Source organism: Streptoverticillium olivoreticuli subsp. olivoreticuli (genome assembly GCF_003391135.1).
GTDB lineage: Bacteria > Actinomycetota > Actinomycetes > Streptomycetales > Streptomycetaceae > Streptomyces > Streptomyces blastmyceticus.
Genome location: NZ_CP031455.1, coordinates 4,032,536 through 4,045,879, shown reverse-complemented (window position 1 = coordinate 4,045,879; position 13,344 = coordinate 4,032,536). Strand labels below are relative to the sequence as shown.

The 13,344-nt window shown below is 72.8% G+C and carries 10 protein-coding genes; 6 read left to right on the top strand and 4 right to left on the bottom strand.

Features of this window, described 5'->3' with window-relative positions; all coding sequences use genetic code 11:
* Nucleotides 1-3: 3 nt before the first annotated feature.
* The 3 genes from DXZ73_RS17565 to DXZ73_RS17555 are packed head-to-tail and all read right to left on the bottom strand — an operon-like array spanning nt 4 to nt 4,588.
* Nucleotides 4-942, bottom strand: coding sequence for a hydroxymethylglutaryl-CoA lyase (locus DXZ73_RS17565; protein WP_116211945.1), 939 nt, complete (start codon nt 940-942; stop codon nt 4-6).
* Nucleotides 939-2,963 carry an acetyl-CoA carboxylase biotin carboxylase subunit gene (locus tag DXZ73_RS17560; protein ID WP_116211944.1) on the bottom strand — a complete coding sequence of 675 codons (2,025 nt, stop codon included), beginning with the start codon at nt 2,961-2,963 and terminating at the stop codon, nt 939-941. The genes DXZ73_RS17565 and DXZ73_RS17560 overlap by 4 nt, the downstream gene beginning before the upstream one ends.
* An 8-nt stretch (nt 2,964-2,971) precedes the next feature.
* On the bottom strand, nt 2,972-4,588 hold the full coding sequence (locus tag DXZ73_RS17555) for a carboxyl transferase domain-containing protein (RefSeq protein WP_116211943.1): 1,617 nt from the start codon (nt 4,586-4,588) through the stop codon (nt 2,972-2,974).
* A gap of 88 nt (nt 4,589-4,676) precedes the next feature.
* On the opposite strand from DXZ73_RS17555, the gene DXZ73_RS17550 reads away from it, so the two are divergent.
* From DXZ73_RS17550 to tesB, 3 genes are all read left to right on the top strand, one after another.
* On the top strand, nt 4,677-5,333 hold the full coding sequence (locus DXZ73_RS17550; protein WP_116211942.1) for a TetR/AcrR family transcriptional regulator: 657 nt from the start codon (nt 4,677-4,679) through the stop codon (nt 5,331-5,333).
* Between the two features lie 77 nt (nt 5,334-5,410).
* Nucleotides 5,411-6,568: an acyl-CoA dehydrogenase family protein gene (locus tag DXZ73_RS17545; RefSeq protein WP_116211941.1), complete on the top strand. Its 1,158-nt coding sequence runs from the start codon at nt 5,411-5,413 to the stop codon at nt 6,566-6,568.
* Nucleotides 6,569-6,590: 22 nt separating this feature from the next.
* A complete protein-coding gene (gene tesB / locus DXZ73_RS17540) occupies nt 6,591-7,475 on the top strand; it encodes an acyl-CoA thioesterase II (protein ID WP_116211940.1) in 885 nt (294 codons plus the stop codon).
* Nucleotides 7,476-7,724: 249 nt separating this feature from the next.
* Here the strand turns inward: tesB and DXZ73_RS17535 are convergent, their stop codons facing one another.
* Nucleotides 7,725-8,501: a phosphatase gene (locus DXZ73_RS17535; RefSeq protein ID WP_116211939.1), complete on the bottom strand. Its 777-nt coding sequence runs from the start codon at nt 8,499-8,501 to the stop codon at nt 7,725-7,727.
* Between the two features lie 178 nt (nt 8,502-8,679).
* Here DXZ73_RS17535 and speB point away from each other — a divergent pair, with 178 nt between their 5' ends.
* The 3 genes from speB (at nt 8,680) to DXZ73_RS17520 (ending at nt 13,224) form a co-directional block, all read left to right on the top strand.
* The gene (gene speB, locus DXZ73_RS17530; RefSeq protein ID WP_116211938.1) at nt 8,680-9,654 is read left to right on the top strand and encodes an agmatinase; all 975 of its coding nucleotides are present in this window, start codon (nt 8,680-8,682) and stop codon (nt 9,652-9,654) included.
* A gap of 283 nt (nt 9,655-9,937) precedes the next feature.
* On the top strand, nt 9,938-12,067 hold the full coding sequence (gene kdpB, locus DXZ73_RS17525; RefSeq protein WP_116211937.1) for a potassium-transporting ATPase subunit KdpB: 2,130 nt from the start codon (nt 9,938-9,940) through the stop codon (nt 12,065-12,067).
* Between the two features lie 104 nt (nt 12,068-12,171).
* A complete protein-coding gene (locus DXZ73_RS17520; RefSeq protein ID WP_116211936.1) occupies nt 12,172-13,224 on the top strand; it encodes an esterase-like activity of phytase family protein in 1,053 nt (350 codons plus the stop codon).
* Nucleotides 13,225-13,344 lie beyond the last annotated feature (120 nt).

The window sequence follows — 13,344 nt, the reverse complement described above, 5'->3', positions numbered from 1 at the left end:
GGCTCAGGGCTCCTGGTGGGAGAGGGCACGGACGGTGCGGGACGGGCTGGGACGGCCCAGCCGGTCGGCCATCCACACGCTGGTGGCGGTGAGCAGGCCGAGGTCGACCCCGGTGTCGATACCGAGGCCGTCGAGCATCCAGACGAGATCCTCGGTGGCGAGATTGCCCGTCGCGCTTCTGGCGTACGGGCAGCCGCCGAGGCCGCCGGCGGAGGCGTCGACCGTGGTCACGCCGTGCCGGAGCGCCGCGAGGGTGTTCGCGAGGGCCTGGCCGTACGTGTCGTGGAAGTGCACGGCGAGCCGGTCGGTCGGCAGCCCGGCGCCGTTGAGCGCGGTCAGCAGCGCGGTGACGTGGCCCGGCGTCGCCACGCCGATCGTGTCCCCGAGGCTCAGCTCGTCACAGCCGAGGTCCAGCAGGCGGCGGCCGACCCGCACCACCTGCCCGATGGGCACGGCCCCTTCCCAGGGGTCGCCGAAGCACATGGACAGATAGCCGCGCACCCGTACGCCCGCCTCGCGGGCCGTGGCCACGACCGGGGCGAACATCTCCAGGGACTCGTCCACCGTGCGGTTGAGATTGGCCTTCGCGAACGACTCGGTCGCGCTGCCGAAGACGGCGATCTCCCGTATGCCCAGCGCGAGGGCGCGGTCCAGGCCGCGCGCGTTGGGCACCAGGACGGGGAGGCGGGCCGCCACCCCGTCGAGCATCGGCACCAGCTGCTCGGCGTCGGCCAGCTGGGGCACCCACTCGGGGCGCACGAAGCTCGTCGCCTCCACGGTGCCGAGCCCGGCGGCGGCGAGGCGGTGGATGAACTCCGCCTTCACCTCGACCGGCACGACCGTCTTCTCGTTCTGCAGACCGTCGCGCGGGCCCACCTCGTGGATCCGCACGCGCGCCGGGAGGCCGGGCTCCGGCACGGCCATGGGCAGTCCCTCGATCATGATTCCTCCCGGGGGGTGACGACGGCCAGGACCTGGTCCATGGCGACCGTGGCACCGGCCGTGACGTCCAGCTCGGTGACGGTGCCGTCGTGCGGGGCGGAGATGACGTGCTCCATCTTCATCGCCTCCACCACGAGCAGGCTCTGCCCCGCGGTCACTTCGTCCCCGACGGCCGCCTTCACGACGGTGACGGTGCCGGGCATGGGGGCGGTGAGGGTGTCGGCCCCGGCGGCGCTCGCGCTGCCGCGCGCGTCTATGGGGTCGTGCTCCCGCACGAGCCAGGCGTCGCCGTCGCGCCCGAGCCAGGTCCCCTCCGGGGAGGGGGCGTGGGCGAAGCGGTGGGTTAGGGCGTCGAGTTCGACGGTGAGGGCGGTGGGGTCGAGCCGGACGACGCGTGTGGGCTGCGGCTCCGCGCCGTCCAGGGCGATCTCGGTGGCCGTTCCGATGTCGCGCACCCTGAGCGTCACCGGGTCGTGGCCCGCCACGCGGACGTGGTGCGGTGTCCAGGCCGGCTCGCCGCCGAGGCGCCAGCCGGTGGGTACGGAGAAGGGGTCCACCCACGTGGGGGGCTGGGAAGGGGCGGGGCCGGGGAACAGATCCCGCTGCCGCAGCAGCGCGCCCGCCGCGTACACCTCCCCCGGCACATCGGACCGCACGAGCGTCGCCGCGTCCCGGTCCACCAACCCCGTGTCGAGCGCCCCCGACACCACCGCCGGGTGCGCCAGCAGCCGCCGCAGGAAACCCGCGTTGGTGTCGACGCCCAGCACCACCGTCTCCGCCAGCGCCGCGCGAAGGCGGCGCAGCGCCGTCGCCCGGTCCGGGCCGTACGCGATGACCTTGGCGAGCATCGGGTCGTACGACGTGCCGACCTCCGTGCCCTCGGAGAGGCCCGAGTCGACGCGCACGCCTTCGCCCGCGGGCTCGCGCAGCAGCCGCACCGTGCCCGCCGACGGCAGGAAGTCGACGCGGTCGCCACTGACCCGCGCGGTCTCCGCGCAGATGCGGGCCTCGACCGCGTGCCCCGTCAGGGTCACGTCCTCCTGGGCGAGCCCCAGCCGCTCGCCCGCGGCGACCCGCACCTGCCACTCGACCAGGTCGAGCCCGGTGATCAGCTCGGTGACGGGGTGCTCGACCTGGAGGCGGGTGTTCATCTCCATGAAGTAGTACGAGGCGGGGTCGTCGCCCGGCACGATGAACTCCACCGTGCCCGCGCCCGTGTAGCCGCACGAGCGCGCGGCCTGGACCGCGGCCTCGCCCATCGCCGCGCGCGTTGCCGCATCCAGCAGCGGGGACGGCGCCTCCTCGACGATCTTCTGGTGGCGGCGCTGGAGGGAGCACTCGCGCTCTCCCAGGTGGACGACGTTGCCGTGGCCGTCGGCGAGCACCTGGATCTCGATGTGCCGGGGGCGGTCCACCCAGCGCTCGACGAGCAGCGTGTCGTCGCCGAAGGAGCCGCGCGCCTCGCGCCGGGCGGCGGCGATCTCCTCGCCCAGCAGCGCCTCGTCGCGGACGAGCCGCATGCCCTTGCCGCCGCCGCCCGCGGAGGGCTTCAGCAGGACGGGCATGCCGATCTCGCGGGCCGCGGCGGTCAGTTCGGCGTCGCTCAGCCCGCTCCCGGAGGAGCCGGGGACGACGGGCACGCCCGCCGCCCGGACCGTCTCCTTCGCGCGGATCTTGTCGCCCATGAGCGAGATCGCGTCGGCGGGCGGGCCGATGAAGACCAGGCCCGCGTCCGCGCAGGCCCGGGCGAAGCCCGCGTTCTCGGCGAGGAAGCCGTAGCCGGGGTGGACGGCCTGCGCGCCGGTCCTGCGGGCCGCCTCCAGCAGCCGCTCGACGGACAGATAGCTCTCGGCGGCGGCCGCCGGGCCGATCCGCACGGCCGTGTCGGCCTCCCGTACGTGCCGGGCGTCGGCGTCCGCGTCGCTGAACACGGCGACGGAGCGGATGCCGAGCGCGCGCAGCGTGCGGATGACCCGCACGGCGATCTCGCCTCGGTTGGCGACAAGGACAGTGTCGAACATGCTCCGCCTCACATCCGGAAGACGCCGTAGCCGGGCTCACCCAGCGGGGCGTTGGCACAGGCCGTCAGCGCCAGGCCCAGCACCTGACGGGTCTCCAGCGGGTCGATGACGCCGTCGTCCCACAGCCGGGCCGTCGCGTAATAGGCGTTCCCCTGGGTGTCGTACTGCTCGCGGATCGGGGCCTTGAACTCCTCCTCGGCCGCCGCCGGCCACTCCTCGCCGCGCGCCTCCAGCTGGTCGCGCTTGACGGTCGCGAGGACGGACGCGGCCTGCTCGCCGCCCATCACGGAGATCTTGGCGTTGGGCCACATCCACAGGAAGCGCGGCGAATAGGCGCGCCCGCACATCGAGTAGTTGCCCGCGCCGTACGAACCGCCGATGACGACCGTCAGCTTGGGGACACGCGCGCAGGCGACCGCCGTCACCATCTTCGCGCCGTGCTTGGCGATGCCGCCCGCCTCGTACTGCCGGCCGACCATGAAGCCCGAGATGTTCTGGAGGAAGACCAGGGGGATGCCGCGCTGGTCGCACAGCTCTATGAAGTGCGCGCCCTTCTGGGCGGACTCCGAGAAGAGGATGCCGTTGTTGGCGATGATGCCCACCGGGTGGCCGTGGATCCGGGCGAAGCCGGTCACCAGGGTCTGCCCGAACTCGGCCTTGAACTCCGCGAACCGCGAGCCGTCCACCACGCGCGCGATGACCTCGCGCACGTCATAGGGCGTGCGGGAATCCACCGGCACCGCCCCGTACAGCCCCGCCGGGTCGGCCTTGGGCTCCTCGACCGGCTCCACCGGCCAGGGCAGCGCACCGCGCTCCGGCAGGGTGGAGACGATCGTCCGCACGATCCGCAGGGCGTGCGCGTCGTCCTCGGCGAGGTGGTCGGTGACGCCGGAGACCTTGGAGTGGACCTCGCCGCCGCCCAGCTCCTCCGCGGTGACGACCTCGCCGGTGGCGGCCTTCACCAGCGGCGGGCCGCCCAGGAAGATCGTGCCCTGGCCGCGCACGATGACCGCCTCGTCGCTCATCGCGGGCACGTACGCGCCACCGGCCGTGCAGGAGCCCAGGACCGCGGCGATCTGCGGGATGCCCGCGCCGGACATCCGCGCCTGGTTGTAGAAGATCCGGCCGAAGTGGTCGCGGTCGGGGAAGACCTCGTCCTGCATGGGCAGGAACGCGCCGCCGGAGTCCACGAGATACAGGCACGGGAGCCGGTTCTCCAGGGCGATCTCCTGCGCGCGCAGGTGCTTCTTCACCGTCATCGGGTAATACGTGCCGCCCTTGACGGTGGCGTCGTTGGCGACGATCACCGCCTCGCGCCCCGACACCCGGCCGATCCCCGCGATCACGCCCGCCGCCGGGGCGGACCCGCCGTACATCCCCTCGGCCGCCAGCGGCGCGAGCTCCAGGAACGGCGACCCCGCATCCAGCAGGGCGTCGACCCGGTCGCGCGGCAGCAGCTTGCCACGGGCGGTGTGCCGCGCCCGCGCCTTCTCGCCGCCGCCCAGCCGCGCCGCGGCGAGCCGCTCCCGCAGCCCCGCGGACAGCTCGCGGTGCGCCGCCTCATTGGTCCGCCAGGAGTCGGACGCGGGATCCGCGGCGCTCCCCAGCACCGGTGCCTGCTGCATGTACTCGAGCTCCCTTGCTCGGTTAATGAGCGTTAACACATTGCCTCCAGGTTAACGACCACTAACGCCGCTGTCTAGAATCGATTTCGTGAACAACGCAGCCACCCGCACGTCAGCCCCCAACCGCCGCGCGCAGATCCTGGAGGAGGCCGCCCGCCTCTTCGCCGAGCGCGGCTTCCACGGGGTCGGCGTCGACGAGATAGGGGCGGCCGTCGGCATCAGCGGGCCCGGCCTCTACCGCCACTTCGCGGGCAAGGACGCGATGCTCGCCGAGCTGCTGGTCGGCATCAGCGAGCGGCTCTTCGCGGGCGGCCGCAAGCGGGTCGCCGAGGCCGTGGCGGCGGGCGGCGGACCGGCCGCCGTGCTGGACTCGCTCATCGACGGCCATATCGACTTCGCCCTCGACGACCGCGCGCTGATCACGCTCCACGACCGCGAGCTGGGCCAGCTGCGCGACAGCGACCGCAAGCAGGTGCGCTCCCTCCAGCGGCAGTACGTGGAGCTGTGGGTCGACGTCGTCCGCGGGCTGCACCCGGACGCCCTGGAGGCCGAGGCACGCGCCGCCGTGCACGCCGTCTTCGGCCTGCTCAACTCCACGCCCCACCTCGGCCGCCCCGGCGCGCTGCCCAGCCGCGCGGCCACGGCGGCCCTCCTGCGCCGCCTGGCGCTGGGCGCGCTCGCGGCCCTCTCGGACGGCTCGCCGGCCCGCGAGGACGGGCATCCGGCCTCTGGACAGTCCCGGTGACCGCCGGGTAACTTTCGCCCTGAGCAAGCGCTTAGTCGATACGCATGCTGGGTTGACACGCATACGGGGGGATGGCCATGCGTCGGACTGTGTACGGCGAGGACCACGAGGCGTTCCGGGAGACCATCCGCGACTTCGTCGCCGCGGAGGTCGTGCCGTTCTACGAGCAGTGGCGGGAAGCCGGTGCCGCGCCGCGCGAGTTCTACAAGAAGCTCGGCGAGCTGGGCGTCTTCGGCATCGAGGTGCCCGAGGAGTACGGCGGTGCCGGTGAGCACAGCTTCAAGTTCCACGCCGTCGTCACCGAGGAGTGTGCCCGCGCGGGCGTCAGCTTCGGCGGCAGCAGCGTGCACACCGCGCTGTGCCTGCCCTACCTCCTGAAGTACGCCACCGAGGAGCAGAAGCGGCGCTGGCTGCCGTCCTTCGTCTCCGGCGACATGATGACCGCCATCGCCATGACCGAGCCGGGCACCGGCTCCGACCTGGCCGGCATGAAGACCACCGCCAAGCTCTCCGAGGACGGCACGCACTACGTCCTCAACGGCGCGAAGACCTTCATCACCGGCGGTGTGCTCGCCGACCGCGTGCTCGTCTGCGCCCGCACCGCGCCGCCCACCCCCGAGGACCGGCGCTCGGGCATCTCCATCCTCGTCGTCGACACCTCCTCCGAGGGCTACGCGGTCGGCCGCAAACTCCAGAAGCTCGGCCTGCACGCCTCCGACACCGCCGAACTCTCCTTCACCGACGTCAAGGTGCCCGTGGAGGACCTCCTCGGCGAGGAGGGCAAGGCGTTCGGCTACCTCGGCCACAACCTGCCGCAGGAGCGGCTCTACATCGCCGTCGGCGCGTACGCCCAGTCCGCCGCGGCCGTCGAGTTCGCCAAGGCGTACGTGAAGGACCGCACGGTCTTCGGGCAGTCCGTCGCGGCGTTCCAGAACACCAAGTTCGTGCTCGCCGACTGCAAGTCCGAGGTCGACGCCATGGAGGCGGTCGTGGACCGGGCCCTGGAGGCGCACGACGCGGGCGAGCTGACCGCCGCCGACGCCGCCTCCGCGAAGCTCTTCACCACCGAGCGCGCCGCCGTCGTCATCGACAAGTGCCTCCAACTGCACGGCGGCTACGGCTACATGATGGAGTACCCCATCGCCCGCCTGTACGCGGACACCCGCGTCAGCCGGATCTACGGCGGTACGAGCGAGGTCATGCGCTCGATCATCGCCAAGTCCATGGGCCTGTAGCGGCCGGTAAGCCCCAGACGCCATGAACGAGCCCCTTACACCCCTGGACGACCTGCTCACCGTGCTCGACCCCGAGCAGATCGAGCGCGACATCTTCCGCGGCACCAGCCGCCCTTCGCTGGTGCCGCGCGTCTTCGGCGGCCAGGTCGCCGCACAGGCCCTGGTCGCCGCCGGGCGCACGGTCCCCGAGGACCGGCTCCCGCACTCCCTGCACTCCTACTTCCTGCGCCCCGGCGACCCCGAGGTGCCCATCGTCTACAGCGTGGACCGCATCCGCGACGGCCGGTCCTTCACCACCCGCCGGGTCGTCGCCGTCCAGCACGGTCGGCCGATCTTCCACCTCTCCGCGTCCTTCCAGACGTACGAGGAGGGGCTGGAGCACCAGGAGCCCATGCCGGCCGCGCCGGACCCGCTCTCCCTGCCCACCGCGGCCGAGATGCTCCCCCGCCACGCGCACCGCTTCGCCGACCCGCAGCTGCTGGACCGGCTGCTCGACGCCCGCGCGGCGGTCGACCTGCGCTACGCGGACGAGCCGCCGTTCGCCAAGGTGGGGGAGCCCCGTGAGGCGAAGTCGCAGGTTTGGTTCCGGACGAACGGCAAACTGGCGGACGACCCGCTGCTGCACATCTGCCTGGCCACCTACGTCTCCGACATGACCCTCCTGGACTCCGTGCTCCTCGCACACGGCCGCGGCGGCTGGGCCGTCGGCGACGTCGTCGGCGCGAGCCTGGACCACGCGATGTGGTTCCACCGGCCGTTCCGGGCGGACGAGTGGCTGCTGTACGACCAGGAGAGCCCTTCCGCTTCCGGGGGGCGGGCGCTGGCCCGGGGCCGCATCTTCACGGAGAGCGGTGCGCTGGCGGTATCGGTGATCCAGGAGGGCCTGGTGCGGGTCCCGCGGGGCTGACCGGGGTTTGTTCCCCACCCCGCCCCTTCCCGCAACTGGGGCGCGTGCCCCAGGCCCCCGGCCGCGGGTCCGTTGCCTCCCCCAGCGGCGGGAGCGGCCTGCGGCCGCGTCCTCAAACGCCGGACGGGCTGAATTCAGCCCGTCCGGCGTTTGAGGACAGCGCGCGAAGCGTGCTTCGGGGTCTGGGGCGGAGCCCCAGTTCGGGAAGGGGCGGGGCTGGGGAAAAGGCCCGCCGCAGGCGAAACAGGTCTACAGACCCGCCGCCGCCAGCAGATACGCCGTCACCGGCTCGTAGAACCGCGGATCCACCACATGGTCATCCAGCGGCACGGCCACCCGCAGCACCCCCTCCGCCTCCGCCAGGAAGAGCGCCGGGTCGTTGCTGTCCGCGTAGCCCACCGTCTCGATGCCGCGCTGCGCCGCGCAGCCCGCCCAGCCGTGGTCGGCGACGACCAGGTCGGGCAGCGGGCTGCCCTCCCGCGCGAGGGCGTCGAGGATGGTGGCCATCGGCGCGGGGGAGTGCGTGTGCCACAGCGTCGCCCCGCCCTCGAACACCGCGACGTCCGCGAACTGGCAGACCACGCCGTCGTCGGCCCGCAGCCCGCCGGGGATGCGGACGATCTCGCAGCCCGCCGCGCGCAGCGCCTTCGCCGTCGTGTGGTGCACGTCCAGCAGCCCGCCCGGGTGCCCGGTCGCGAGGAGCACCCGCTGCCGCCCCTCGGCCGCCTTGCGCAGCACCGTCGCCATGCGCTCCAGGGCGTCCACCGTCAGCTCCGGGTCGATCGTGTCCTGGCCCGAGCGGTGGGCGAGATCGTCGCTGACGCCGCAGCGCTCCGCCATCACGGCCAGCACGTCCTGCTCGTCCGTCCAGCGGTCGCCCAGCTCCAGGCCCAGCCAGTGGCGCCGGTCGCCGGACGCGAGCCTGCGGTAGTGGTCGAGGTTGTTCTCGCGCGGAGTCGCCACGGCGCCCGCGATGCGCGTACGGACAAGGTGGTCGATCAACGCGGCACGGCTCGGTATCGGCATGCGGCTCATTCTCTCCCCCGACGATTTTTCGATGGACGCGATGTCCATATGGCGGGGCCGGACCCTTCAGTACGTACATGTGCGGAATCCGCCGCCCTGCTTACCCTCGGGTACGTCCACAGCCGCCGCCCCGACGTTGATTCGACCGTAACGCGTCCGTGATTCGAGAGGCTCCAGAATGAGCACCACCCCCGCCCCCCGTGAACCGCGCGGCCCCGTCGACTCCTCCCGGATCCCGCGCTACGCGGGCCCGGCGACCTTCGCCCGCCTGCCGCGCCTGGACGAGGTCGGCACCGCGGACGTCGCCGTGGTCGGCGTGCCCTTCGACTCCGGCGTCTCCTACCGGCCCGGCGCCCGCTTCGGCGGCAACGCCATCCGCGAGGCCTCGCGCCTCCTGCGCCCGTACAACCCGGCGCAGGACGCCTCCCCCTTCGCGCTCGCGCAGGTCGCCGACGCCGGTGACATCGCCGCGAACCCGTTCAACATCAACGAGGCCGTGGAGACCATCGAGGCCGCGGCCGACGACCTGCTCGGCACCGGCGCCCGGCTGATGACCCTGGGCGGCGACCACACCATCGCGCTGCCGCTGCTGCGCTCGGTCGCCAAGAAGCACGGTCCGGTGGCCCTGCTGCACTTCGACGCGCACCTGGACACCTGGGACACCTACTTCGGTGCCGAGTACACCCACGGCACGCCGTTCCGCCGGGCCGTCGAGGAGGGCATCCTCGACACCTCCGCGCTGTCCCACGTCGGCACGCGCGGCCCGCTGTACGGCAAGAAGGACCTCACCGACGACGAGAAGATGGGCTTCGGCATCGTCACGTCCGCCGACGTCATGCGGCGCGGCGTCGACGAGATCGCCGACCAGCTCCGCCAGCGCGTCGGCGACCGCCCGCTGTACATCTCCATCGACATCGACGTCCTGGACCCGGCCCACGCCCCCGGCACGGGCACGCCCGAGGCGGGCGGCCTGACCTCGCGCGAGCTGCTGGAGATCATCCGCGGCCTGTCCTCCTGCAACCTGGTCTCGGCGGACCTGGTCGAGGTGGCCCCGGCGTACGACCACGCGGAGATCACGTCGGTGGCGGCGTCGCACACGGCGTACGAACTGACGACGATCATGTCGAGGCAGATCGCGGCGTCGCGAGGCTGACCGCTGGAGCTGCGCACCGGACCTGTGTCCTCGATCGCCGGACGGGCTGAATCGGCACTCACATCAGCCGAATCCAGCCCGGCCGGCGATTGAGGCCGCCCGCCGCAGGCGTGACGGACCCGCACTGTGCAACGGCGTCAAAGCGCCATCAGGTCCGCGCCGGCAGGCGTAAAGGCCCCGTCAGACCCGCGTCGGCAGGCGACAAGGGTTCGTCAGGACATCCGCGCGCCCCCCGCCCGGCCGATTGGGTGAGGTGATCATTCACCTCACCCAAAGGCCCCTGATGCTGCACCTGGTCCCCGAGCAGGACACCACCCCGCCCCCCGCCGTCAGGCAACGGCACAGGGCCGTGGCGGGCGGTGCCATCGACCCCAAGCAGCTGCTCGCGTCCCTTCCGGACGCCGTGCGGAAGCTGCATCCGCGGGTGATGGTCAGGAACCCCGTGATGTTCGTGGTCGAGGTCGGCTCGGTGCTCACCACGCTCTCCGCCGTGCTGGACCCGTCCGTCTTCACCTGGCTGATCAGCGGCTGGCTCTGGCTCACCGTCATCTTCGCCAACCTCGCAGAGGCCGTCGCCGAGGGCCGTGGCAAGGCGCAGGCGGAGACCCTGCGCCGCACGCGCTCCACCATCGTCGCCCGGCGGCTGCAGACCTGGCGGGTGGGCATGGACCGGCGCGACTGGGAGGAGCGGCAGGTGCCCGCCGCCGAGCTGCGGCCGCACGACGTCGTGGTCGTCGAGGCGGGCGGGACCGTGCCGGGCGACGGCGAGGTCGTCGAGGGGGTCGCCGCCGTGGACGAGTCGGCGATCACGGGGGAGTCCGCGCCGGTCATCCGGGAGTCCGGCGGCGACCGGTCGGGCGTCACGGGCGGTACGAAGGTGCTCTCCGACCGCATCGTCGTACGGATCACCTCCCGCCCCGGCCACACCTTCCTCGACCGCATGATCGCCCTGGTCGAGGGCACCAGCCGGCAGAAGACCCCCAACGAGCTGGCGCTCAACATCCTGCTCGCCTCGCTCACCGTGATCTTCATCCTGGCCGTGGTCTCGCTCCAGCCCATGGCCGACTGGGCGGGCGCCCCGCAGACCATCACCGTGCTGGTCGCCCTGCTGGTGACCCTGATCCCCACCACCATCGGCGCGCTGCTCTCCGCGATCGGCATCGCCGGGATGGACCGGCTCGTCCAGCGCAACGTCCTCGCCCTGTCGGGGCGTGCCGTCGAGGCCGCGGGCGACGTCAACACCCTGCTCCTGGACAAGACCGGCACCATCACCCTCGGCAACCGGGAGGCGGCCTCCTTCGTCCCCGTCCAGGGCGTCCCGCACGACCTCCTGGCCGACGCCGCCCAGCTCTCCTCGCTGGCCGACGAGACGCCCGAGGGCCGCTCCGTCGTCGTCCTCGCCAAGCAGTACGGGATCCGGGAGCGCGACGAGGGCGAGCTGGCGCACGCCTACTTCGTGCCGTTCTCCGCGCAGACGCGCATGAGCGGCGTCGACTTCGCCTGGGGGGACGAGATCTGCCGCATCCGCAAGGGCGCGGGCAGCGCGGTGGCGCAGTGGGTCGCCGCGCGCGGCGGCAGCGTCCCCACCGACGCCCGCTGGATCGTCGACTCCATCGCGGCGGGCGGCGGCACCCCGCTGCTGGTGGCCGTCGAGGACCGCGACGGCGCCCGCGTCCTGGGCGCGATCCACCTCAAGGACATCGTCAAGCCCGGCATCGCCGAGCGCTTCGCCGCCCTGCGCAGCATGGGCATCAAGACCGTCATGGTCACCGGCGACAACCCGCTGACCGCCAAGGCGATCGCCGCCGAGGCCGGCGTCGACGAATTCATCGCCGAGGCCACCCCCGAGCAGAAGCTGGCCCGCATCCGGGAGGAACAGGCGGGCGGCAACCTCGTCGCCATGACCGGCGACGGCACCAACGACGCCCCGGCCCTCGCCCAGGCGGACGTCGGCGTCGCCATGAACACCGGCACCTCCGCCGCCAAGGAGGCCGGGAACATGGTCGACCTGGACTCCAGCCCCACCAAGCTCATCGACATCGTCGAGGTGGGCAAGCAGCTGCTCATCACCCGCGGGGCGCTCACCACGTTCTCGATCTGCAACGACGTGGCGAAGTACTTCGCGATCGTCCCCGCGATGTTCGGCGGGGTCACCGGCTACGAGGGCCTGGAGAAGCTCAACGTCATGGGCCTGCACAGCTCCACGTCGGCCATCGCCTCGGCGATCATCTTCAACGCCCTCGTCATCGTCGCCCTGATCCCCCTCGCCCTGCGCGGCGTCCGCTACGTCCCCTCCACCGCGCACGCGCTGCTGCGCCGCAACCTGCGCGTGTACGGGCTGGGCGGGCTCGTCGCGCCGTTCGTCGGCATCAAGGCCATCGACCTGCTGCTCCAGCTCGTCCCCGGTATGTGAACCGGACGTTCACCGCGAGTTCCGGCAACCTCGCTCCCGCCCGGAGCGAGGGCCTCTACCGTCGGCAGCAGCCGAAGACCGCCCGATTCCCAGGAGGCCCGCCCGTGCGTATCCGACCCGCGCTCGCCGCCGCCACCGCCGCACTGGCGGCGGCCACCTGTCTGACCGCCGCCACCGGTCAGGCCCAGGCGCACGGCGCGTCGCGCGCCTGCTCGCCGTACGCCCGGATCGACGGCTTCTCCGACGGCCTCGACAAGACGACGTTCCAGGGCGCGTTCGTGGGCAACCTCTCGGCGCTCGCGGTCGACCGGGACGGCACGGTCGCCGCCCTCTCCGACCGGTCGCAGCTGTTCTCCCTGGACGTACGGAAGGGGCCCACGGCCAAGCCCGTACGGGTCGTGCCGCTCGCCGACGAGAAGGGCGCCGAGCTCGACTCCGAGGCGCTCGTCGTCGACCGCGACGGCACCCGTCTGATCACCTCCGAGACCGAGCCGTCGGTCCGCCGCTACGACGCCTCCGGCAAGCTCCTCGGCAGGCTGCCCGTCCCCGACGCGCTGCGGGTCGCCCCCGCCGGGCGCGCCCGCCCCAACCTCACCTTCGAGGGCCTCGCCCTGCAGCCCGGCGGCCGCACCCTCATAGCGTCCATGGAGGGCCCGCTCACCGGTGACGGGCCGGACGCCGCCGGGCACCCGCTCGTACGCTTCCAGAGCTGGCAGCGGCACGGCACGGGGGACTTCCGCCTCGCCCGGCAGTACGCCTACCCCGTCGACGCGGGCCTCGGCGTCTCCGAGGCCACCGCCACGGGCGACGGCCGCCTGCTCGTCCTGGAGCGCGGCTTCACACCGGGGGTCGGCAACACCGTGCGGCTGTACGTGGCGGACCTCCGGGACGCGAGCGACGTGAGCGGCGTCCCGGCGCTGCCGGGCACGGGGGTGCGGCCGGTGCGCAAGACGCTGGTCGCGGACATCGGGGCGTGCCCTTCGCTGGGCGCGACGGCGAAGCAGCCGCAGCGGAATCCGCTGCTGGACAACATCGAGGGCACGGCGGTGCTGGGGCGCGGCCCCGGCGGGCGGCTGCGGCTGCTGCTCGTCAGTGACGACAACCAGAACCCTGTGCAGGTCACCCGGCTGTACGCCTTGACGGTCCGGCTGCCGTAACCGGGGCTCCGCCCCGGGAGCGCGCTGCGCCCTGCGCGCGCCCCCAAATTGTTGCAACGGGATGAAATCCGCAGTCCAGCGCGTTGGGCCCTCCGGACGAGAAACGTGGGGACAACGGGA